This is a genomic window from Rhodoblastus acidophilus (assembly GCF_009720655.1).
In the GTDB taxonomy this organism is placed as follows: Bacteria; Pseudomonadota; Alphaproteobacteria; order Rhizobiales; family Beijerinckiaceae; genus Rhodoblastus; species Rhodoblastus acidophilus_A.
The window spans coordinates 137,434-158,631 of the sequence record NZ_WNKS01000004.1 but is presented as its reverse complement, the minus strand read 5'-3'; the positions used below and the strand labels follow the sequence as shown (position 1 = coordinate 158,631).

The 21,198-nt window shown below is 62.8% G+C and carries 21 protein-coding genes and 1 pseudogene; 15 read left to right on the top strand and 7 right to left on the bottom strand.

The window, feature by feature from the left end; translation table 11 throughout:
• Positions 1-31: 31 nt before the first annotated feature.
• Entirely contained in the window at positions 32-838 is an 807-nt protein-coding gene (xth, locus tag GJ654_RS07020) for an exodeoxyribonuclease III (protein WP_155445420.1), read from the top strand.
• Here the strand turns inward: xth and GJ654_RS07015 are convergent.
• Entirely contained in the window at positions 822-2,024 is a 1,203-nt protein-coding gene (locus GJ654_RS07015) for an NAD(P)/FAD-dependent oxidoreductase (RefSeq protein ID WP_155445419.1), read from the bottom strand. The genes xth and GJ654_RS07015 overlap by 17 nt on opposite strands.
• Positions 2,025-2,067: 43 nt before the next feature.
• On the opposite strand from GJ654_RS07015, the gene GJ654_RS07010 reads away from it, so the two are divergent.
• Positions 2,068-3,072, top strand: a complete 1,005-nt coding sequence (locus GJ654_RS07010; protein WP_155445536.1) for an RluA family pseudouridine synthase — start codon at positions 2,068-2,070, stop codon at positions 3,070-3,072.
• Between the two features lie 4 nt (positions 3,073-3,076).
• Here GJ654_RS07010 and GJ654_RS07005 read toward each other — a convergent pair whose 3' ends face one another.
• The 4 genes from GJ654_RS07005 to GJ654_RS06990 form a co-directional block, all read right to left on the bottom strand.
• Entirely contained in the window at positions 3,077-3,544 is a 468-nt protein-coding gene (locus GJ654_RS07005; RefSeq protein ID WP_155445535.1) for a PTS sugar transporter subunit IIA, read from the bottom strand.
• A 187-nt stretch (positions 3,545-3,731) separates the two neighbouring features.
• Complete coding sequence (hpf, locus tag GJ654_RS07000) at positions 3,732-4,322, bottom strand: ribosome hibernation-promoting factor, HPF/YfiA family (RefSeq protein WP_155445418.1); 591 nt, start codon at positions 4,320-4,322, stop codon at positions 3,732-3,734.
• Between the two features lie 235 nt (positions 4,323-4,557).
• Complete coding sequence (locus tag GJ654_RS06995) at positions 4,558-5,469, bottom strand: class I SAM-dependent methyltransferase (protein ID WP_155445417.1); 912 nt, start codon at positions 5,467-5,469, stop codon at positions 4,558-4,560.
• Between the two features lie 65 nt (positions 5,470-5,534).
• Complete coding sequence (locus GJ654_RS06990; protein WP_155445416.1) at positions 5,535-8,252, bottom strand: bifunctional acetate--CoA ligase family protein/GNAT family N-acetyltransferase; 2,718 nt, start codon at positions 8,250-8,252, stop codon at positions 5,535-5,537.
• Between the two features lie 169 nt (positions 8,253-8,421).
• Here GJ654_RS06990 and GJ654_RS06985 point away from each other — a divergent pair, with 169 nt between their 5' ends.
• The gene (locus GJ654_RS06985; protein ID WP_246664641.1) at positions 8,422-8,799 is read left to right on the top strand and encodes a DUF2147 domain-containing protein; all 378 of its coding nucleotides are present in this window, start codon (positions 8,422-8,424) and stop codon (positions 8,797-8,799) included.
• A gap of 110 nt (positions 8,800-8,909) precedes the next feature.
• Here the strand turns inward: GJ654_RS06985 and GJ654_RS06980 are convergent, their stop codons facing one another.
• Positions 8,910-10,115, bottom strand: coding sequence for an O-succinylhomoserine sulfhydrylase (locus GJ654_RS06980; RefSeq protein ID WP_155445415.1), 1,206 nt, complete (start codon positions 10,113-10,115; stop codon positions 8,910-8,912).
• Positions 10,116-10,338: 223 nt separating this feature from the next.
• On the opposite strand from GJ654_RS06980, the gene GJ654_RS06975 reads away from it, so the two are divergent.
• Both GJ654_RS06975 and GJ654_RS06970 read left to right on the top strand, forming a co-directional pair.
• The gene (locus GJ654_RS06975; protein WP_155445414.1) at positions 10,339-11,799 is read left to right on the top strand and encodes a lipopolysaccharide biosynthesis protein; all 1,461 of its coding nucleotides are present in this window, start codon (positions 10,339-10,341) and stop codon (positions 11,797-11,799) included.
• A gap of 81 nt (positions 11,800-11,880) precedes the next feature.
• Positions 11,881-12,546: a L,D-transpeptidase gene (locus GJ654_RS06970; RefSeq protein ID WP_246664640.1), complete on the top strand. Its 666-nt coding sequence runs from the start codon at positions 11,881-11,883 to the stop codon at positions 12,544-12,546.
• Between the two features lie 115 nt (positions 12,547-12,661).
• On the opposite strand, the gene rpmB is transcribed toward GJ654_RS06970, so the two are convergent.
• Positions 12,662-12,955 carry a 50S ribosomal protein L28 gene (gene rpmB, locus GJ654_RS06965; RefSeq protein WP_155445412.1) on the bottom strand — a complete coding sequence of 98 codons (294 nt, stop codon included), beginning with the start codon at positions 12,953-12,955 and terminating at the stop codon, positions 12,662-12,664.
• A 283-nt stretch (positions 12,956-13,238) separates the two neighbouring features.
• Between rpmB and GJ654_RS21150 the strand changes: the two are divergent.
• The 10 genes and pseudogenes from GJ654_RS21150 to ybeY form a co-directional block, all read left to right on the top strand.
• Positions 13,239-13,559: pseudogene (locus tag GJ654_RS21150) on the top strand (hypothetical protein); the annotation flags it as partial.
• Between the two features lie 89 nt (positions 13,560-13,648).
• Entirely contained in the window at positions 13,649-14,167 is a 519-nt protein-coding gene (locus GJ654_RS06960) for a winged helix-turn-helix domain-containing protein (protein WP_196305460.1), read from the top strand.
• Positions 14,168-14,532: 365 nt separating this feature from the next.
• Entirely contained in the window at positions 14,533-15,213 is a 681-nt protein-coding gene (locus tag GJ654_RS06955) for a hypothetical protein (protein WP_155445410.1), read from the top strand.
• Positions 15,214-15,279: 66 nt separating this feature from the next.
• Positions 15,280-16,314, top strand: a complete 1,035-nt coding sequence (gene trpS / locus GJ654_RS06950; RefSeq protein WP_155445409.1) for a tryptophan--tRNA ligase — start codon at positions 15,280-15,282, stop codon at positions 16,312-16,314.
• Positions 16,315-16,409: 95 nt separating this feature from the next.
• A complete protein-coding gene (locus GJ654_RS06945) occupies positions 16,410-16,970 on the top strand; it encodes a NifU family protein (protein WP_155445408.1) in 561 nt (186 codons plus the stop codon).
• A gap of 33 nt (positions 16,971-17,003) precedes the next feature.
• Positions 17,004-17,690, top strand: coding sequence for a tRNA (adenosine(37)-N6)-threonylcarbamoyltransferase complex dimerization subunit type 1 TsaB (gene tsaB, locus GJ654_RS06940; RefSeq protein ID WP_155445407.1), 687 nt, complete (start codon positions 17,004-17,006; stop codon positions 17,688-17,690).
• Positions 17,687-18,172 carry a ribosomal protein S18-alanine N-acetyltransferase gene (rimI, locus tag GJ654_RS06935; RefSeq protein ID WP_155445406.1) on the top strand — a complete coding sequence of 162 codons (486 nt, stop codon included), beginning with the start codon at positions 17,687-17,689 and terminating at the stop codon, positions 18,170-18,172. Before tsaB ends, rimI begins: the two co-directional genes overlap by 4 nt.
• 103 nt (positions 18,173-18,275) lie before the next feature.
• Complete coding sequence (gene miaB, locus GJ654_RS06930; RefSeq protein WP_155445405.1) at positions 18,276-19,685, top strand: tRNA (N6-isopentenyl adenosine(37)-C2)-methylthiotransferase MiaB; 1,410 nt, start codon at positions 18,276-18,278, stop codon at positions 19,683-19,685.
• Position 19,686: 1 nt separating this feature from the next.
• On the top strand, positions 19,687-20,712 hold the full coding sequence (locus GJ654_RS06925; RefSeq protein ID WP_155445404.1) for a PhoH family protein: 1,026 nt from the start codon (positions 19,687-19,689) through the stop codon (positions 20,710-20,712).
• Positions 20,709-21,197: an rRNA maturation RNase YbeY gene (ybeY, locus tag GJ654_RS06920; RefSeq protein ID WP_155445403.1), complete on the top strand. Its 489-nt coding sequence runs from the start codon at positions 20,709-20,711 to the stop codon at positions 21,195-21,197. Before GJ654_RS06925 ends, ybeY begins: the two co-directional genes overlap by 4 nt.
• Position 21,198 lies beyond the last annotated feature (1 nt).

The following is a 21,198-nucleotide window of genomic DNA, read 5'->3' as shown; positions in this document are numbered from 1 at the left end:
TCGCAAGGCCCCGCCAGCTCTGGAGTTACCCTTGAACCTCAAGATCACCACTTGGAACATCAATTCCATCCGTCTGCGCATCGGTCTGGTGACGGATTTTTTGAAACGGCATGCGCCTGACATCGTCTGCTTTCAGGAAACCAAGTGCCGCGACAGCGAATTCCCGCTCTCCGCGCTTCGGCAAGCCGGCTATGAGCATATTCTGATCAACGGCCAAAAAGGGTATCACGGCGTCGCCATCGCCTCGCGCCTGCCGCTCGGCGAGGCCAGCCGTCGCGATTTCTGCGACAAGGGCGACGCGCGCCACATCGGCGCCGCGTTCGAGGTCGGGGGCCGGTCGATCCAGCTGCACAATTTCTACATTCCGGCAGGCGGCGACGAGCCCGACCCCGAGATCAACGCGAAATTCGCCCACAAACTCGCTTTCCTCGACGAATTCCACGAATGGACGCGCGCTGCCGAGATTTCGCAGGCGAACACGATCCTGGTGGGCGATTTCAATGTCGCGCCGCACGAGCACGACGTCTGGAGCCACAAGGCGCTGCTCAAGGTCGTGAGCCATACGCCGGTTGAAACCGACAAGCTCAAGGCGATCCTGGGCGACGGCGCCTGGGTCGATGCGCTCAGACGCTTCCGGCCCATGGACGAAAAACTTTATACGTGGTGGAGCTACCGGTCGCCGGATTGGGCCAAGGCTGACAAGGGGCGACGGCTCGATCATGTCTGGGTGTCGAACGCCCTGGGTCCGAACCTGACCGCCATGGACATTTTGAGGGAAGCGCGCGGCTGGGAGCGTCCCTCGGACCACGCGCCCGTCAGCGTCACCCTCGCCTTTTGAGCCATCGCGCCGCGGCTTCGCCCGCCGCCCGCCCGGTGGCGAAGCAGGCGGTCAGCAAATAGCCGCCGGTCGGCGCGGTCCAGTCGAGCATTTCGCCGGCGACGAACAGGCCCGGAAACGCTTTCGACATTAGATTTTCGTCGAGGTCGTCCCAGATCACGCCGCCGGCCGTCGAAATCGCTCGCTCCAGCCCGGCGACGCCGCAAACCGCCAACGGAACGGATTTGATCAAGGCGGCCAGCGCGCCGGGCTCGCCGGGAAATGGGCCGCCCTCGCGCAGCAGCGCGACGGCGGCCGCATCAAGATGCGCGGCTTTGCGCAAGAAGTTGGAAAAACTGTTCTTTCCGCGCGGCCGCGCCAACCGGGCCGCCAGCGATTCGACCGTGACGTCAGGCCTCAGATCGATGCGAATGTCCGGGGATTTTTCGGCGCGCAACAGCTCGCCAACCTCATGGGAACAGGCGTAGACGACGCCCCCTTCGAGCCCCCCGCGGGTGATGACGCATTCGCCGCGCGCGCGCCGTCCGTTCACGGACAGACCGATGTTCTTCAGCGGGTGACCCGCGCATTTTTCGATCATCGGCTGCGACCAGGCGACCACAAAACCGCAATTGGCGGGGCGAAGGGGGGTGGAGGTCAGCCCAATCTCTTTGAGCGGTTCGACCCAGGACCCGTCCGAACCGAGCCGGGGCCAGGATGCGCCGCCCAGCGCCAGCACGAAAGCGTCGGCCTCGACGGTCTTGACGCCATCCGGGTCTTGAAAGCGGGCTTGGCCATTTTCAAACCCTTCAAGCCGATGGCGCAGGTGAAACTCGACGCCCAATGTCGAAAGGCGGCGCAACCACGCCCGCAGCAAGGGCGAGGCCTTGAAATTTTTCGGGAAGACGCGCCCGCTGGAGCCAACAAACGTCTCCTGCCCCAGCTCCGCGCACCAGTCGCGCAATTGCTCGGGCCCGAAATCGCGCAGAAACGGGGCAAGTCTTTCCCTTGCGTCACCGTAGCGCGCCAAAAAACGCTCAAAATCTTCGGAATGGGTCAGGTTGAGGCCGCCGCGCCCCGCCATCAGGAATTTGCGCGCCGGGCTCGCCATGCGCTCGAAGACATGGGTCTTGATCCCGGCCCGCGCCAAACCTTCGGCGGCGCTCAGGCCCGCGGGACCGGCGCCGATGACAAAAGCTTTTCTCATCGTTGGGCTTTACAATTTTTCCTCCGCCGTTTCTATCGGCGCCATGAAGATGATCGAAATTGAAGTTGACGAGGCCGACGCGGGCCAGCGCCTTGACCAGTTTTTGAGCGCCCAGGGCCCGGTCCAGGCCGAAAACGTTTCGCGGACGCGCGTGCAGGCGCTGATCGAAGCGGGCCACGTGACGATCGACGGGGCCAGGGCGGGCCAGGCCAAGCTAAAAATCCGCGCCGCCCAAAAAATCGCCATCGAAATTCCCGACGCGGCGCCGGCCGAGCCGATGGGCGAGGATATTCCGATAAACGTCGTTTTCGAGGACGACCATATCGTGGTGATCGACAAGCCGGCCGGGCTCGTCGTCCATCCCGGCGCCGGCAATGAGACGGGCACGCTGGTCAACGCCCTGATCGCCCATTGCGGCGATTCCCTGTCCGGCATCGGCGGGGTGAAGCGGCCGGGCATCGTGCACCGACTCGACAAGGACACCTCCGGCCTGCTGGTGATCGCCAAGACGGATGGCGCGCATCAAAAACTGTCCCGGCTGTTCGCGGACCACGGACGCCGCCTGCATCTGACGCGCGAATATCTGGCCCTGGTCTGGGGCGCGCCCGACCGGCAGGCCGGCGCCGTCGACGCCCCCATCGGCCGACACGCGATCCAGCGCGAAAAAATGGCCGTGGTTCCGCTGGCGCGCGGGCGGGAGGCGATCACGCATTGGCGCGTGCTGGAAAATTTCGGGCGGGATCGCGAGGGACGGCCGATCGCCAGCCTGATCGCCTGTGAGCTGGAAACCGGGCGCACGCACCAAATCCGCGTGCACATGGCGCATATCGGGCATCCGTTGCTCGGCGACCAGACCTATGGCGCGGGTTTCAAGACCAAGGCGTCACACCTCGGGGACGAGGCGCGCACCGCGCTCGCGGCGCTGAACCGGCAAGCGCTGCATGCCCGCGCGCTCGGCTTCAATCACCCGATCACGGGTGAAGAGCTTCTGTTCGAGAGCGACGCGCCCCAGGATTTCGCGGAACTGGTCCGAGCGCTCAAAAACTGAGGGGTCACGCGGCGTCGGACGAGCGGCCCGGGCGGATGAGAAGCGAGTAAAGCGCCGAGGGCTCTCGAGTCGCGCGGATCTTCGCGACGGTCGCGGGGTTGCGCAGCACGCGCGCGATGGTCGCCAGCGCCTTGAGATGATCGGCCCCCGCCGACTCCGGGGCGATCAGCCCGAAAATGATGTCGACAGGCTGATTATCGAGCGATTCGAAGTCGATCGGCCGTTCCAGGCGCGCGAACAGGCCGAAGATGCGATCGGCGTTCAGAAGCCTGCCGTGCGGGATGGCGATGCCATCGCCCAGCCCGGTGGAATTCAGTTTTTCGCGTTGCAGCCAGGCGTCAAAGATCTCTCTGGCGGGCAAGCCGGAGATCTCTGCGGCTTTCTCGCTCAGTTCCTGCAACGCCTGCTTCTTGTTGTTGACGCGAAGGGCAGGAATGATGGCGTTGGGAACGATGATATTTTCTAGCGGCATTCGGATCATTTTCCGTTACAGCGCCGAATGGAAAACGTGCGGCCGTCTTTCGCCTGCGCAGACGCTATCTTTTAGCAGAATTCGTGCCGAACAGTACAGCCATCCAGGCGCCTTTGTGGGGGGCTAACCCGTCAGACCCCCAAGGAGTCGGGGTCTGACGCGCAGCCTCACCCACAAGCGCCAGATGTCATGATGCGTTGGTCTCGCGTCCGCCCGGATCGATCCATCCAATGTTGCCGTCGGTGCGACGATAGATAACGTTCACACGCCCCGTCGTGGCGTGACGGAACGCCAGGACCGGAAGCCCGGTCAAGTCGAGTTCGAGGACAGCCGCGGAGACGGAGAGCTGCTGGAGCGTCTTTTCCGACTCGGCGACGATGGCGGGCTTGAACTCGCTCTCGTGCGGCGCCTCTTCCGTCTCGTCCAGCGCGCTCAGAACCGTGTAGCGCATCGGCTCGGAATTGGCGGCCTCGCGTTGCGCCGCGCTGCGATCCTTCAGCTTGCGCTTGTATCGGCGCATGCGGCTTTCGATGCGGGCTGCCGTCTGGTCGAAGCTCGCGTAAACTTCTTGCGCGCGCCCGTCCGCCTGAATGGTGACGCCCGAAGCGAGATGCAGAGTGCAATCGGTGCGGTAACCGGATCCCTCAGGTTCGACGGTGACGTGGCCAGTGACTGAGCCGTCGAAATATTTCTCGGTGACGCTTTTCAACCGCTCGGAAACATGTGTGCGCAGGGCTTCGCCGATATTTATATTTTTTCCAGAGATACGCAAACCCATGTCATTGTCCCGATAGAGACGCGAATCGCGTGCTAAAGTTGATCCTGAGGCGCCAGGGCGGCGCTCCCGAAACGAGCGTTAAAAGCCTACGCCAACGAAGTCAATGATGGAAGCGGTATCGCCATTTCCATGCGCGGCGGCCGCCGCGAAGGCCGCGTGTGATCCTGATGCAATCTAGCATCGCCTCGACATTTCTAAGCCGATGGCCGGGGAACGACGTGCCCGCTCCGCTTTTTCAGGCGGGTCGACGGGCCAGGGCGCGAACGCAGCGTCGATCCGTAGCGCAGTGAACGACATGATAACCTGTCGCCTCAAGGATGCGCTTCAGCGACACTGCATCGAAGAAATTGATGTGCTCGTGCATTTTGAAGAAACCAAGCGGCGGAATGACGGAAAACCGATCCCGAAAACCTGATGAATAGAAATCGACCAGCGTAATCAGAGGAACAGGCATGTCGGCGACGAATTTCAACCATGCGCGGTAATAGTCTTTTGGCGGAGCAAATTTCATGTTGCAGCCGCGTTCGTAAGGAACTTCGACATATAGCCGCGCTTCGGGGCGTGCCAGGTGCGAATGCATTTCGCGCAACATCGAACCCGGGTCCGGCGCGTGTTCGAGCACGTGGCAAAGCATGACCAAGTCATAGCCTTCGGCGGCAAAATCGTTTTTGTCGGCGATGCGGATCACGCCCGGGACGCAAGGCGCGTCCGACAGTTCATAGACGAATTTTTCCCCGACCAGTTCGGGCGGTATGAACTGGCCGCTGTCACCGCCATAGTCCAGGATCGTGGTGAAGGTTTTCCTGTCGGCGGATTTGTCCAGAAACGCCAGGGTGGCGGCGTTGCGGGCGGCGATTTCGCGGGGGTGGCGACCCAAATGGTCGTTGAAGGCGCGCGTGTACCAGGGTTCGAAGCGGTGGCGAGCCTCAAAATAGCCGTCGCCGCGATAATTGCCGTAGAGCTTCGCCATTTCCGCATCGCTGTAGCGACGGTCGAAGAACCACAACCCGCAGTCGTCGCAAATCATCAGGCGGCAAGGCTCGACCGGTCGCTCGAGCACGTAGGCCGCGATGAACGGCGCCGTCAGCACAGGATGGGAGCGCGTCGCAGGCGCGCCGCAAGCCGGACAGTCTTCAAGCAAGGACATGGAGCTTCCGAAGGGTCAGGGAAGCGCTATGATAAATCCTGATGCTGAACAAGCCGGAAACGCCTCTATTTGTCCGGTCGCAACGCGGCTTCGGTCGGCGGCTGGGTCAGGTCCAGCACCACCTTCTTCACGCCGTGCTCGTTGGGATCGTCCATGATCTTGAAGCCGAGCGCCTGATTCATCGACAGCATCGGCCCGTTCTCGCTTAGCACCTGTCCCTCGATTTCCTGAATTCCGTCGGCGCGGGCGAATTCGATCATGTATTTCATGAGCTTCCAGCCCAGGCCCTGCCCCTTCATGTCGGAGCGCAGCAAGATGGCGTATTCGCCCTTCTCATGGTCGGCGTCGAGCATCAGCCGCACGACGCCCAGCATCAGCCCGGTCGCCTCCTCCACCGCGACGATGACGAAGGAGCGCGCATAATCGATCTGGATCAGGCGGGCGATGAAGGCGTGGGAAAACTCCTTCACGGGGCCGAAGAAGCGCAGGCGAATGTCTTCCGAGGAGACATGGGTGAAGAACACCTTGTACATCTCTTCGTCTTCGGGCCGCACCGGTCGCAACTGCACCGGCGTTCCGTTTTTCAGCGTGGTGTGCCGCTCCAGCGCCTTGGGATACGGGGCGACGGCGAAACGCGGATTCGAGATCGCGCTCGCGCGACCGGTGAACGGCGCGACGGCGACGCGGGCGTCCACAACCACCACGCCGTTGGCGTCGGCGAGCACCGGGTTCAGCTCCAGTTCGCGGATTTCCGGCACGTCGGCGGAAAGCTGCGAAATTTTTACGAGCAGCAAGGCGACAGCGTCGATGTCCGCCGCCGGGACGTCGCGGTAATCGCGCAAGGCCCGAACCACCTGGGTTTGCTCGATCAGAGCGCGGGCCAGCGAAAGGTCGAGCGGCGGCAAGGCGAGGGCCTTGTCGTTGATGACCTCCACCGCCTTGCCGCCGCGCCCGAACACGATGACCGGCCCGAAAGTGGGGTCGTCGGTTACGCCCATCACCAGTTCGCGGGCGTTGGGGCGGCGCACCATGGGATGGATGGTCACGCCATCCACCCGCGCATGCGGCGCCTCGGCCGCGACACGCTCCAGCATTTTTCGCGTAGTGTCCACAACCTGCTCGATGCTGCGCTGGTCGAGGGCCACGCCGCCGAGGTCGGATTTGTGCACGATGTCGCGCGACATGATCTTGACGACACAACCGCCGTAGCGCCCGAGCACCAGACGCGCCACTTCCGCCGCCTCCTCGGGCGAGCGGGCGAGGCGGGCTGGGGCGATGGGAATGTCATAGGCTTCGAGGAGCGCGCTGATCTCGACCGGCGCCAGCCATTCATGGCCGCGCGAGATCGCCTGGGCGATGACCGCCCGCGCCTTGGACGTGTTCGGCGCGAAATCAACCGGCAGCGACGGCGGCGCCGCCATCAGCGCCTCGCGCGCCTTCCGCCACTTGACCATATGCATGAAGCCGGACACCGCGCCGCGCTCGTAGTGCGGGATGCGAGCGTCCTCAAAAATTCGATTGGTCTCCTCGTCGGCGCCGTACCAGACCACGAACACCGGCTTGGGCGAAATCGAGGATTTCCTGTGCTTCTTCACCGCCTCCACCGCCGCCAGCGCCATCTTCTTGCTGTCGATGAGCACATTGGGCGCCTGGATGACCAGCACCGCATCATTGGCGCGGTCCTGCAACACCATGGCCAGCGCCTGTCCGAACTGCTCCGGTTGAGTGTCGCCCGACAATTCGACGGGCGAACCGCCGGCCCAGCTTTCAGGTAAGAGGGGTTTCAGCGCCTCACCAGTCGCCGGCGAGACCTCGGCCAGCTTGCCGCCGAGGTCGAGCAACTGGTCGATGGCGAGATAGCCGACGCCTCGCCCGTTGGTGACGATGGCGAGCCTTTCGCCGTTGAAAGGTTTGACGCGGCCGAGCGCCTCCGCCGCGTCGAACAGCGCGTCGATGTCGGGCACGCGCAAAACGCCAGCGCGCCGGAAGGCGGCGTCATAGACATCGTCGTCCGTGGCGAGATTGCCGGCATGCGTGCCGCCGCGCCGCGCCGCTTCGTGGCGCCCCGAGCGCACCACGATCACCGGTTTGACGCGAGACGCCGCGCGGGCGGCGGACATGAAGCTCTTCGCGTCCTCCAGATGCTCGATGTAGAGCAGGATAGCGCGCGTCATCGGGTCGAGCGCGTAATAGTCCAGGAGATCGTCGAAATCGACGTCGGCCATGCCGCCGAGCGAAATCATGCCGGAAAAGCCGACCTGGTTCCGGTGCCCCCAGGCGGTGATGGCGTAGAGCACGGCGTAGGATTGCGAAATCACCGCAAGATCGCCAGCCGCGGGCGGAAGGGCCGACAAGGAGGCGTTGAGTTTTGAGCGCGGCGCCATCATCCGGCAATTGGGGCCGAGGATGCGGATGCCGCGCGCGCGGGCGATGGCGCGCACCTGCTCGAACAGCGAATCCGATCCCGGCGTCGGGTCCTTGGTCATCACCATGACGGCGGGCGCGCCAATGTCGGCGGCCTCGTTGACGAAGCCCGCAACAAACTCCTTGGGCGTGATGACCATGACCAGATCGGGAATTTCCGGCAGCGCGGTCAGATTGGGGTAGCAGACGCGGCCCTCGATCTCCGTATGGTGAGGATTGACCAGATAAAGCGGCCCGGAAAAGCCGGATGCGACGATATTGCCCATCACCGCGCGTCCTCGCGAGTTCGCGCGGTCGCTGGCGCCGACCAAGGCCAAAGATTTGGGCTGGAGGGCCCGGTCCAGCTGGCGTGTGCTCATTCCTGTTCGCTCCTGCTCGCGGGGACCGATGCTAAACCATATCCACGCCGATTGCGCCCTGGACCCTTGGCTTAAACCCGTTGTCGGGTTAATTGCCGCTTGCGCCTGTGGCGAAGGCGCAGCTTAATGCGCTCGAAATCGTTCGCGCCGCCGTGACAGGGAGCCGTTCTTGGTCAAGCTTTCCACCGGAGTTTTGGGTCTCATGCTGGCCGCCGTTCCGTTCGGCGCGACGCAGGTCCGGGCGGAAGACGTGCAGGGCGTGTGGACGCGCGACGACGGCGCGGTGAAGGTCGAGTTCTCCGCATGCGGCGACGCGCTTTGCGGCGCGGTGTCCTGGCTCAAGAGCGCGAAGGGCGCGGCAAAAGTCGGCCAGCGCGTGTTCTTCGACATGGTGCGCTCCGACCAGATCACCTGGGTCGGCAAGGCGTTCAATCCCGATGACGGCCGCACCTATTCGGGCAAAATGGTCTTGAGCGGGAAAAAACTCAAAACCAGCGGCTGCGTCATGGGCGGCCTGATCTGCAAGACCGTGGTTTGGGTGCGTTAGAGCGGGCTGCTGAAGGACCCGTGGACCGCCCTCGCCCTCCGAGACGCCCGCGAAGGCGGGCTCCTCAGGGTTAGGCCTACTCTATTGTTCTATATATAGAAAAAGGCAATCTAGACCGCAGCCAACCCGCGCTTCAGATCGTCGATCAGATCGTCCGCGTCCTCCAGCCCCACGGACAGGCGCAACATGCCCTGGGTGACGCCGACATCAAGCCGCGCCTCCTCGGTCAGGCGCTGGTGAGTCGTGGTGGACGGATGGGTGATCAGGCTCTTGGCGTCGCCGAGATTGTTGGAAATTTTTATGACTTCCAGCGCATTGGCGAAGCGGAAGGCCGCGGCCTGCCCACCCTTGATCTCCAGAGCGACCATGGTGGAGCCGCCCTTCATCTGCCGCCGCGCCAGTTCGTATTGCGGATGATCCGGACGTCCCGGATAAAAGACCCGCGCGATCTTCGCTTCGCTCGCGAGGAAATCGGCAAGCTTTTGCGCGCTGTCCTGCTGCTGGGCGATGCGCAGCGGCAAGGTTTCCAGACCTTTCAGCAGCACCCAGGCGTTGAAGGGCGACAGCGACGGCCCGGTCTGGCGGATGTAGACTTGGATGTGCGTCTCAATGAACGCCTTGGATCCCAAAATGACGCCGCCGAGACAGCGCCCCTGGCCGTCAATGTGTTTGGTCGCGGAATAGACGACGCAATCGGCGCCCAATTCGAGCGGTTTTTGCATCAGCGGCGTGGCGAACACATTGTCAACCACCAGCGTCGCGCCGACCCCATGAACGATGTCGGCGATCGCCGCGATGTCGAGCACGCTCAGGTTCGGATTGGTGGGGCTCTCCAGAAACGCGGTTTTGGTGTTGGGGCGCAGCGCCGCCTTCCACTGCGCGAGGTCGTGGCCGTCGACCAGCGTGGACTCCACGCCGAAACGCGGCAGCAGGTCCTGCACGATGTAGAGGCACGAACCGAACAGGGCGCGCGAGGCGACGACGTGATCGCCCGCCTTCACCTGGCCCATCAGCGCCGTGGTCACCGCCGCCATGCCGGTGGCGGTGGCGCGCGCGGCTTCCGCGCCTTCGAGCAGCGCCATGCGCTCCTCGAACATGGCGACGGTGGGATTGCCGAAGCGGCTGTACTGAAAGCCCTCGTCTTCGCCGGTGAAGCGACCCGCCGCCTGTTCGGCGCTGTTGTAGACAAAGCCTTGCGTGAGGAACAAGGCCTCGGAGGTCTCGCCGAACCCGGAGCGGGCGACGCCGCCATGGACGAGTTGGGTGCGCGGGCGAAAAGTTTTGGCGTCGATGGCGGGACGATCGTAAGCGGACATGAGATTTCCCTGCGCCGCGCGAGCGGCGAATTGGGGCGAGCGATCCTGGCTTGCCCGGCCTTTTAGCGCTTCGTTGCGATGTGGCGGCAAGCCGGCCGGCTCAATGAGGCCACACCCGCGTTCTAGTCCTGCGGCCCTGCGCCGGCAAGACTTTCTTATCCGCGCCGCGCTAAAAGGAACCGATGAGAGCCCGCCTGGACCGCTCCCTCGCGGAGGTCACGCCTTGAGGATCGTTTTCGCCTTCCTCGTCAACACGATCTTCAATCTGATCGTCGGCCTGATCGTCGCCAAGTTTTTGGGGCCTGAGGAATATGGGCGTTTCGCGCTGGCCATCGGCGTGATGATCTTTGGACAGGCGCTGGTGTTCGAATGGATTCGCCAATGCGCGATCCGCTTTTATTCCGTCCGGACCCGCGACAACAAGCCGACGGTGCGCGCCACGCTCGACGCCGCCTTCGCGCTGGTCACGATCGGCTTCATTCCCCTGGTGGTCGTCGTCGCGCTGCTGGGACCGGAAACCTCCCTGCCCCGCGATCTGCTGGCGCTGGCCTTCGCCGCCTCCTTCGCCAACGGCCTGTTCGATTACCAAACCGCGCTCGCCCGCGCCCGGTTCGACGACCGCCTCTACATGCGCATCGTCGTCATAAAAAACATGTTTTCGCTGGTCTGCATGGCCGGCGGCGCCTGGGCGACAGGTTCCGCGCGGATCACCTTGGCGGCGGGCATGGTCAGCTTGCTGGGCGCGCTGGCGTTTTCTTACCGGCATTTGCACGACCCCGACGCCGGTTTCGCAAAGGCGGACCGCCGCCTGATGCGCTGCTACGGCGCCTATGCCGCGCCCATTGTCGCGGCGGTGGTGCTGTACCAGCTGATTCCGCTGGTGAACCGCGAGCTGGCGACGCGCTTTTTCGGATTCGCCGAAACCGGGCGCTTCGCGCTGGCCTATGATCTGGGGCTGCGTGCGGTGGCGGCGCTGGGCTCGGCCCTCGACGTGCTGCTTTTCCAGATCGCCGTGCGCGCCCACGACCTCCACGGCCTCGACAAGGCGCGCGAGCAGATCGCCCGCAACATGGCCGTGGTCTTCGCCATCCTGCTGCCGGCCTGCGTCGGCATCTGGATCGTCCTGCCTTCCGTCGAGGCGCTGATCGTGCCGCAGGCCTATCGAGGCGCCTTCGGCCTTTTCCTCACGCTGATGCTGCCGGGCCTGTTCTGCCTGGGGCTTAGCCAGTTCGCGCTCAACGCCATTTTCCAGATCGCCCGGAAAACCCGGCCGGTCGTGCTCGCCGCCCTCGTCGTCTGCGTCGCCGATCCCCTGATTTTCTTGATTCTGCCAAGGGCGGAAGATGCGTCGAGCCTCGCTTTGGCGCAAAGCCTCGCCATGGCGCTGGGCCTGCTGACCCTGCTCGTCTTTGCCCAGGCCAACCGGCCGCAATGGCCGCCGGCGCGCGACCTGTTCTGGAGTATTTTGGCGAGCGCGGGCATGGCGGCGCTCGCCGGGCCTTTGCGCAACGCGCATCCGGGCCTGCTGCAAATAATCGCGCAAATGGCTATTTCCGGAGGGGTTTACGCCGCAGTGGTCGCGCTCACCGATCTCGCCGGCCTGCGCACGGCCTTTCTCGCCAAAATTGTTCCGCTTGTGCGTCGTAACAAGTTTTTGAACCGGACGTTTACCATTATCACTTGAATAACTACGCCGCACGGTAAATCTTTATGCTGAAGATTCATGGTTTATATTGGTAGAGTCAGGCGTTCCAGGATTTTGGCCATGCACATCTCACGCGTTCTGCCGCCGCTGCTTTGCGGTCTCGGCCTCATCGTCGCAATGCCCGCCCAGGCCCAAGATTACGGCGGAGGGCTGGTCGACTTCCTCTTTGGCGGCCAGCCACACGCGCGGCCGGCGCCCCAACAGCGGACGCTGCGTCCGCGGCCCGCCGCTTACCCCCCTTACCGCGAGCCCGAATATGCTCCCGCGAACCGCGACGTGCTGTCGGACCAGTGGAGGCGCCAGCAGGTCTATTATACGGGCGGCGGCAAGGTCGGCTCAATCGTGGTAGATACGCGGAGCCACTATCTCTATCTGATCACGGCGCCGGGTCAGGCCGTACGCTATGGCATTGGCGTCGCCCGCTCTGGCTTTGAATGGGGCGGCCGCAAGACCGTCAGCCGCAAGGCGGAATGGCCGGCCTGGACGCCGCCGCCGGACATGCTGAGGCGGCGGCCGGACCTGCCGAGGCATATGGAGGGCGGCCCGGACAATCCGCTCGGCGCCCGCGCGCTTTATCTGGGATCGTCGATGTATCGCATCCATGGCACCAACGAGCCCTGGACCATCGGCCAGAACGTTTCGTCCGGGTGCATCCGCATGATGAACGACGACGTGGTCGATCTCTACAATCGCGTCAGGATCGGAACTGAAGTGACTGTCCTATAGATAGAAAGAAGCCAAGGAGGCGCAAAGCGCCGCCTCCAAGGGCAAGCGTGATCGCGGAATCGCCAAACAAAAACGGACCCCGACGGGCCCGTTTCGCATGTCTGGTCCAAAAAACTCAGGCCGTGGCGACTTCGAGTTTTTTGACGATTTCTCGCTTCAGCTTGAGCGCGTTCATCGACAGCTCGGCGTCGCGCGCCTTGAGCAGGAAGGCGTCGAGGCCGCCGCGATGCTCGACCGAGCGCAGGGCGGCGGCGGCGATGCGCAGGCGCACCGAACGCTGCAGGGAATCGGAGATCAGCGACACGTTCACCAGGTTCGGCAGGAAGCGGGTGCGGGTCTTGCGGTTCGAGTGGCTGACGAGGTTGCCGGTCTGGACAGCCTTGCCGGTCAATTCGCAACGGCGGGACATGGGTGTTCCTTTCAATCTTTGGCTCGCCGGCGGCCGGACGCGCACTGGTCCTGTCCCGGTTTGGTCTCGCGACCGAAATTCGTGGAAACCGTTGAACGCTCTTGCAAAACAAAAGCGGCGCGGAAATTTCCGCGCACGGTTAGGTGCGCGTTCATAAGGGAGAGCCCCGGAAAGGTCAAGCGACAAAGCGCCCGCTGCAGGGCGACGAACGCGGGTTAACGCCTCTTTGCGGATTGCGCTATGCGTGATTCGCTGTCGACGGTTTGATTCTGGCGCCGCCGCCATGAGCCTCGCTTTCGATGTCTCTTCTGAAAAATCGAGCCTCAAGGCTTTGCTCGATCATTTTTCAATCCTTGATCACGCACGCGACGCCTGCGGGTCGCGCACCCTTTGCCCGAGGTCCTGCTGCTGATCGTCTGCGCACAATGGCCGATTACGACGATTTCGACGGCATCGCGCTCAGGGCAAGGGGCCGCTGCATCTCGTCTCCGCCTACGCGACAACGGCGCGACTCGTGCTCGGCCAGGAGGCGGTCGAGGGCAAGAGCAAAGAGCGTTCCGCAATCCCGACTCTGACCGAACGGTTGAGCCAAAAAGAAGGACTGATACGATTTCCGGTTGAATGACTCGGGCAGATTCCCTTCTGAGCGCGATAAGGCTAAGCTTTGTGGTTATGAATCGCAGGAGGCGGGTCATGACGGCGATCGCTGGGCATTTGAGCGTCGATGGGTTGCGTGATCGGTATGTTTCGAGTTCGCATGCGTGCGAGGCGCGGCATTTTCAGACCATTTGGCTTCTCGCCAAAGGCCATAGCGTCGGCCAAGTGGCTGAAATGACGTCCTTCGGCGAACGTTGGATCGAGCAACTCGCGGCGCGCTACAACGCTGAAGGCCCAGGGTCTCTTGGGGACTTACGTCGACGCAACGGCGCGAAGGCGACCGTGCTCAAACCAGAACTGATCGAAAAACTTCGGGTGCGATTGCAGGAAGCGCCGGACGACGGCGGCCTTTGGACGAGTGCGAAGGTCGCCGTCTTCCTGGCGCGCGAATTGGGAGTGGAGAAGGTCGCGGTTCAACGCGGCTGGGAGGCGCTCAAGGCGTGCGGCTTGTCGATCCAGACGCCGCGACCCAGGAACCCCAACGCCGCCACGCCCGAAGAGGCGGCGGCGTTCAAAAAAAGAGAGCTGGCTCGGGAAATCTGGCCAGGACGATAAGTGGCAACACCAAGCGAACCGACATTCATGGCTCCCGACCGAAAAGGAGCTTGAATCAGATTTGCGAGTCTGTGGGAATCCTGAATGTCAACGCGCTCTAGCTGGCGGCGGGTCCGTTGCTCCGCCGCAACGGTGCTTTTTATCGCTCTGAAAGAAAAAGAATTTCGACGATAGAATGAAGCACTCGTTTGTCTCTGTCACATTATGTTGAAGACGACAAACGCCGCTAACCAAGCTTGGTCCCGACTCCTCTGAATTCACGAATCTGTTTGCAGCAGGGGCATTTTTGTGAGACCAATGTTTCGAGTTAACGTGCGTTAAGACTTTTTGTTGTCGGCAAGCTTTGTTTGAGTCAGGGAATCGCGATGCGCAGAAACGGCGCCATGCTCGCCTGTTTGCTTTTCTTGCTGACCCTGGGGTTCATTCCGGAAGCGAGGGCCCGAGGTTTTCTAGACGATGTATTCGGTTACGCTCGCAATGACTCGCCCACGCAATTTGACTATACTCCTCCGCGCCCATCTTTTTCCTATCGTCAAGCTCATCGTCGCGATGTCCGTCATCGTTCCTGGCGGGTAAAGCACGCGACCGCGCGCGGCGCGCGCGAGCATTTCGGTCGTCACAGGCCGCGCGTGGCGGTGACGATGCTGGCGTCGCCAACCCAATCCGGGATTCCGGCCTCATCCCCGCGGCTCTGCTGCGGCAATGCGCAGGATGCGATCAACCAGATCATCAACAACGATCCCACCTTGCGACCGGGCGACGCCTACATGTCTCATGAAGGACTGAAGGTCTACGTCGGCGAGCGCAAGAAGGACTCGCAGTTCGTGCCTGTCGATCATGCGCGGCATATCGGCGCCAGGCTGAAGCAGCGCTTGAAGGAGGCCGTCACGACCCCCACCAGGGTGGCGCGGGCTCGGGACGCAAAGGCCAGGAGCCAAAGTCACGAACCGCAACCATCCGCGCCGCGCGCCACGCGCGGTGGAGAGAAACTCGTTTCTGGACCCGAGGGCCGGCCGATCCGGCTGGTTGGCGGATTCGCGAAATAAGGGGCCTCTTGCCAGCAGAGCCGCCGAACGCCATAAGACCGCATCTTTCGATCCGTGCGGTCCCAAATGACGAACTTTCCCGAACGCGTCTTCTCCGGAATCCAGCCAACCGGCAATCTGCATCTCGGCAATTACCTCGGCGCCATCGTCAAGTTCGTGGCCTTGCAGAAGACGCATGAATGTCTGTTTTGCGTCGTCGACCTCCATGCGATCACCATGCCGCAGGCGCCAGACGAGTTGCGGGACGCCATTCGCCGGATCGCCGCCGCCTATATCGCGTCGGGCGTCGACCCCGCAAAGAACATCATTTTCAACCAGAGCCAGATCGCCGAACACTCTGAACTCGCGTGGGTGTTCAATTGCGTCGCCCGCATGGGCTGGTTGAACCGCATGACGCAGTTCAAGGAAAAGGCCGGCAAGGACCGCGAAAACGTCTCGATCGGCCTGTTCGCCTATCCGACCCTGATGGCGGCCGATATCCTGCTTTACCGCGCGACGCATGTGCCGGTGGGCGAGGACCAGAAGCAGCACATCGAGCTCGCGCGCGACATCGCGCAAAAATTCAACAATGACTACGGCGCCTCCATTGCGGCTCAAGGCCACGGCGACGCCTTCTTCCCCCTGCCTTTGCCGCTGATCCAGGGGCCGGCCGCCCGGGTGATGAGCTTGCGTGACGGCTCCAAGAAAATGTCGAAATCCGACGCGTCCGAGTTCTCGCGCCTGAACCTTTCCGATGACGCCGACGCCATCAACCAGAAAATTCGCAAGGCCAAGACCGATCCCGAACCGTTGCCCACCGAACTTGAGGGTTTGAAGGGGCGGCCCGAAGCGGAAAATCTGATCGGCATTTTCGCGGCCTTGGCTGACGTCCCGGCCGAAAAAGTGCTGCAGGATTTTGGCGGGGCGCAGTTCTCGGCGTTCAAACAGGCGCTGGCCGATCTCGCCATCGAAAAGCTCGGCCCCATCGGCGCCGACATGCGCCGGCTCGAAAAAGACCCCGGCTACATCGACCAGGTCCTGCGCGACGGCGCGGTGCGCGCGCGGGCGATCGCGCAGCCGATCATGAATCAGGTGAAGGACATCGTCGGCCTGCTGCGTTGAGCTTTTGCCAAAAGCCCGCTTCCCTTGTCGGGCACAGTCCTTATCTTAGCATCATCCATCTCCGGCCTTGAACCGGGTGAATTCGGAGGCACGCTATGTTCATTCAGACGGAAACCACGCCCAATCCCGCGACACTGAAATTTCTCCCTGGCGCTTCCGTGGCGCGGGATGGGGTTTGGGACTTGCGCTCACCCGATGAGGCCAGCGTGTCTCCGCTCGCCCAGGCGATATTCTCCATCGACGGCGTCAGCGGCGTGTTTCTGGGCTCGGATTTCATTTCGGTGACCAAGGCCGACGGTGATTGGCAAAACCTCAAGCCGGCGATTCTTGGCGCCATCATGGAGCATTTTCTGTCCGGTCGGCCGGTGCTGGTCGCCGAAGCCGGCGCTTCCGGTCAGGCTCCGTCCGAGCAATTCGCTCCTGAGGATGCCGAAACCGTCGCGACCATCAAGGAGCTTCTCGATGAACGCGTGCGTCCCGCCGTCGCAGCCGATGGCGGCGACATCGTGTTTCGCGCCTTCAAGGATGGAGTGGTCTATCTGCAGATGAAAGGCGCGTGCTCCGGGTGTCCGTCCTCCACGGCGACGCTCAAGCGCGGCATCCAGAATTTGCTGTGTCACTTCCTGCCGCAGGTCAAATCCGTCGAGGAAGCCTGACCTTCATCCATTCTCAGGTTCGGTCGGCCCTCCATGCGCGTCCTCGCGATCGACACGTCGCTCCCCGCGGTTTCCGTCTGTATTTTCGATGGCGACGCGCAACAGGCGGTGGTCCGCGAGACCTTGCCCATGAAAAAGGGGCACGCCGAGGCCCTGATGCCGATGATCGAGCGGGTCGCGCGTCTCGGCGGCGGCTTCGCTTCACTGGATCGCGTGGCTGTGACGGTTGGTCCGGGTTCGTTCACCGGCATACGGATCGGCGTCGCCGCGGCGCGTGGAATAGCCCTGGCGTGCGGAATTGAGGCGGTTGGGGTGTCAACCCTTGCCGCGTTGGCCACGCCATTGCTCTTTTCCGAAGATGAGCGGATCGTTGTCGCCGCGATCGACGCCTCGCACGGCAATGTGTTTCTTTCGGCTTATAATTCAAACGGCCGGGTCCTGACCTCGCCCCGGCTGATTTCCCTGTCCGACGCGTGCCGTTTGCTGGCTGCGGGGTCAGTGATCGCCACTGGAAGCGGCGCCGAAAACTTGCGAGAGACGGCGAGAGCGCTGGGCAAGGAGATCATGGTCGACGAACGAGAAGCTTGGCCGGATATTGCGGCGGTGGCGAAATTGGGGGCTGTGGCTGATCCTCAGACGGCCCCGGCGCGCCCGGTCTATCTCAAGGCGCCCGATGTCACTCTTTCCGCAAGGGCGGCCCTTCCGCGCGCAGTCTCATGAAAATTCCAGAACTCCTGCGTCGAAAACCGGACTTCGCCCTTCCCCGGATCCTCAAGGTGAGCGACGCTCCAGACTGCGCCAGTCTCCATGCGACCGGCTTTGCGCATCCCTGGAGCGCCAGCGAGTTTGAGGCCTTGTTGGCGGATTCGGCGTGCCTGAGCGTTGGCGTGGACACGAAATCGGGCTTTGCCGGTTATCTGATGTCGCGGATCGCCGCCGATGAGGCTGAGGTCTTGACGATCGTCGTCGCTCCGGCGTTTCGCATGTTCGGCTGCGCGCAGCGTTTGCTTCTGGACCATTTATCCCGGTTGGCGGCGCGCCGTGTTCAGGTCGTCTTTCTCGAAGTCGATGCGCAAAATGAAGCCGCCCTGGCTCTCTACAGGCGCAACGGCTTTTTGGAGGTCGGTCGTCGCAAGGCCTATTACGCGACAGCGGAGGGCGGCCGAGGCGATGCGCTGGTGATGCGGAGAAATCTGACGTGAGCCGCGCGAAGGCGATTGAACAAATTGCGTCGCGGTTCTTATCGAGGCAGGCGAAATCGGCTATATAAGCTCCACGTCTCCCTGCCGAGGACACCCAGAAATTTTGAAACCCGTATCCGATCGCGCCGAATTCGCCGCCGCCAAGGCGAGCGAGCCCAAGAAACTGTTCATCAAATCCTTCGGCTGCCAGATGAACGTCTACGACGCAACGCGCATGGCGGATGTACTCGCGCCAGACGGATACGAGGAGACGGCGCAGATCGAGCAGGCGGACCTCATCGTCCTGAACACCTGCCACATCCGCGAAAAGGCCGCCGAAAAAGTGTTTTCGGAACTGGGCAAGCTGCGCCAGCTCAAGGAGGAGCGCCAGGCCAGAGGCGAGTCCACGCGCATCGCGGTGGCGGGGTGTGTCGCGCAAGCGGAGGGGGCGGAGATCCTGCGCAAGCAGCGCGCCGTCGATCTGGTCGTCGGCCCTCAAAATTATCATCGCTTGCCGGATCTGGTGCGCGAAAGTGTTGCGCGGCCCGTCGTCGACACCGAATTTCCAGTCGAGGACAAGTTCGATCACCTGACCGCGCCGAGCGACGAAAAAATCAGGGAACGCGGCGTCACAGCCTTTCTGACGGTGCAGGAAGGCTGTGACAAGTTCTGCACCTTCTGCGTGGTGCCTTACACGCGCGGGGCTGAGGTTTCGCGTCCGGCTGCGAAAATCGTCGCCGAAGCGGAGATTTTGGCGCGCGCCGGCGTTCGCGAGATCACTCTGCTCGGGCAGAATGTCGACGCCTATCACGGCATGGGCGAGGACGGCGCGATCTGGTCACTGGCGCGGTTGCTGAGGCGTCTGGCGCAAATTGAAGGCATCCTGCGGCTGCGCTTCACCACCAGCCATCCCAATGACATGACGGATGACCTGATCGAGGCTTTTGCCGATCTGCCCGCGCTCATGCCGTTCCTGCATCTGCCGGTTCAATCGGGCTCGGACGCGATCCTCGAGGCCATGAATCGTCGCCACAGCGCTCAGGACTACATTCGGCTCATCGAGAAAATCAGACGCGCGCGCCCGGACCTGGCCCTTTCGTCTGATTTCATTGTCGGCTTTCCCGGTGAAGCCGACGCCGACTTTAAGGCCACGCTCGATCTGATCTCCGAAGTAGGCTTTGCTTCGAGTTTTTCGTTCAAATATTCGCCCCGGCCGGGCACGCCGGGCGCGGACCTCCCCGACCAGGTTGACGAAGCGGTCAAGACCGAGCGCCTTTACCGCTTGCAGGACCTGGTCGAGCGTCAGCGTCAGCAATTCAACGCCAGTCTGGTCGGCCAGGTGACGCCGGTGCTCTTCGAAAAACCGGGGCGGCACAATGGCCAGGTGGCGGGCAAGTCTCCTTATTTGCAGCCGGTCCAGATCGACGGGAGCGCGGAATTGATCGGGCGGCAAGTTCCGGTCGAAATCGTGCGGTGCGGCTCCAATTCGCTGTTTGGCCGGCTTGTTGAAACTGGATCGGAAGGGGCGGCCTGACATGGCGGGTTCCCCGGATCGCATCGCCGACGCCGAACAAACCGTTTCGCTCGACGACAACCGCACGGCCTCGATGGTTTTCGGTCATTACGATCAAAACCTGGCGCGGATCGAGCGGCGGCTGAACGTGTCCCTGAACGCCAATGGCAATCACGTCGTCATGAAGGGGCCGCCCGAAGCCGTCGGGCATGCCCGACGTGTTCTGCAAATCCTTTTCGACCGCGCTCGGGCCGGGCAGCCGGCGACCCTTGGCGATGTCGATGGCGCGATTGAAGAATGCGCCATGCAAGGCAGCCTTTTTCCCGGCGAAACGCCCGCCTCGCGCTCCAATTTCGAGCAGGTGGCGACGCGGAAGAAAGGGGTGCGCGCGCGCACCAGTTCCCAGGATTTTTATATTCGCGAGTTGAAGCGGCGCGAGCTGGTTTTCGCCGCCGGCCCCGCCGGCACGGGCAAAACCTGGCTCGCCGTCGGTCATGCGGTGTCGCTGCTGGAGCAAGGCGCCGTCGAGCGCCTGATTCTTTCGCGCCCCGCCGTCGAAGCCGGGGAACGGCTGGGCTTCCTGCCCGGCGACATGCGCGAAAAGGTCGATCCCTACCTGCGTCCAATCTACGACGCTTTGCAGGATTTCATGGATGCGCGCATGGTCGAGCGCGGCATGCAAACCGGGATGATCGAGGTTGCACCGCTGGCGTTCATGCGTGGGCGCACCTTGTCCAACGCCTGCGTCCTGCTGGATGAGGCGCAAAATGCGACGACCATGCAGATGAAGATGTTCTTGACCCGGCTGGGCGAGGGTTCGCGCATGATCGTCACGGGCGATCCCAGCCAGACCGATTTGCCTGCGGGTCAGAGGTCCGGACTGAGCGAGGCGATTGCGCTGCTGTCGGGACTGGAAGGCGTCGGCCACGTGACATTCACCGAGGCCGACGTCGTCCGGCATGATCTGGTGCGGCGGATCGTCGCGGCCTACGAATCGTCCGATCGAAAACCGAAGCCGGATCGCGGCGCCAGGGACCTGTCGTTATGACGCTCTCGATCGAAACCAGCGTCGAGTGCGAGAGTTGGCGCGCCCTTGCCGAACTCGACGCGCTGATCGAGCGGTGTCTCATGGAGGCTCTTGCCGAAACGGACGAAAGGGTGCGCGACGGCGCCGAGGTCAGTTTGCTGCTTTGCGACGACGCGCGCATCCGCGTGCTCAACGCGCAATTCAGGGGCATGGACAAGCCGACCAACGTCTTGTCCTTTCCAGGTCCTGAGCCCATCGAGACGGCCCATGTGCTCGGCGACATCGCCGTGGCCTATGAAACCGTGGCGCGCGAGGCCGAGGAGCAGGGCAAGCCGCTGCCTCATCATTTCTGTCACATGATTGTTCACGGCTTTCTCCATCTTCTCGGCTACGATCACGAGACCGATGACGAAGCCGACGCCATGGAGGCCAGCGAGGCGCGCGCGCTTCAGCGGATGGGGATCGCCGATCCTTACCGAGAAAATCAACCTTCTGAAGGTCATTAGC

Coding starts and splice junctions, on each gene's coding strand:
- GJ654_RS07015 (WP_155445419.1), bottom strand. CDS start 2,024: ATGAGAAAAGCTTTTGTCATCGGCGCCGGTCCCGCGGGCCTGAGCGCC.
- GJ654_RS07010 (WP_155445536.1), top strand. CDS start 2,068: ATGAAGATGATCGAAATTGAAGTTGACGAGGCCGACGCGGGCCAGCGC.
- GJ654_RS07005 (WP_155445535.1), bottom strand. CDS start 3,544: ATGCCGCTAGAAAATATCATCGTTCCCAACGCCATCATTCCTGCCCTT.
- hpf (WP_155445418.1), bottom strand. CDS start 4,322: ATGGGTTTGCGTATCTCTGGAAAAAATATAAATATCGGCGAAGCCCTG.
- GJ654_RS06995 (WP_155445417.1), bottom strand. CDS start 5,469: ATGTCCTTGCTTGAAGACTGTCCGGCTTGCGGCGCGCCTGCGACGCGC.
- GJ654_RS06990 (WP_155445416.1), bottom strand. CDS start 8,252: ATGAGCACACGCCAGCTGGACCGGGCCCTCCAGCCCAAATCTTTGGCC.
- GJ654_RS06980 (WP_155445415.1), bottom strand. CDS start 10,115: ATGTCCGCTTACGATCGTCCCGCCATCGACGCCAAAACTTTTCGCCCG.
- GJ654_RS06970 (WP_246664640.1), top strand. CDS start 11,881: ATGCACATCTCACGCGTTCTGCCGCCGCTGCTTTGCGGTCTCGGCCTC.
- rpmB (WP_155445412.1), bottom strand. CDS start 12,955: ATGTCCCGCCGTTGCGAATTGACCGGCAAGGCTGTCCAGACCGGCAAC.
- GJ654_RS06960 (WP_196305460.1), top strand. CDS start 13,649: ATGACGGCGATCGCTGGGCATTTGAGCGTCGATGGGTTGCGTGATCGG.
- GJ654_RS06955 (WP_155445410.1), top strand. CDS start 14,533: ATGCGCAGAAACGGCGCCATGCTCGCCTGTTTGCTTTTCTTGCTGACC.
- trpS (WP_155445409.1), top strand. CDS start 15,280: ATGACGAACTTTCCCGAACGCGTCTTCTCCGGAATCCAGCCAACCGGC.
- GJ654_RS06945 (WP_155445408.1), top strand. CDS start 16,410: ATGTTCATTCAGACGGAAACCACGCCCAATCCCGCGACACTGAAATTT.
- tsaB (WP_155445407.1), top strand. CDS start 17,004: ATGCGCGTCCTCGCGATCGACACGTCGCTCCCCGCGGTTTCCGTCTGT.
- rimI (WP_155445406.1), top strand. CDS start 17,687: ATGAAAATTCCAGAACTCCTGCGTCGAAAACCGGACTTCGCCCTTCCC.
- GJ654_RS06925 (WP_155445404.1), top strand. CDS start 19,687: ATGGCGGGTTCCCCGGATCGCATCGCCGACGCCGAACAAACCGTTTCG.
- ybeY (WP_155445403.1), top strand. CDS start 20,709: ATGACGCTCTCGATCGAAACCAGCGTCGAGTGCGAGAGTTGGCGCGCC.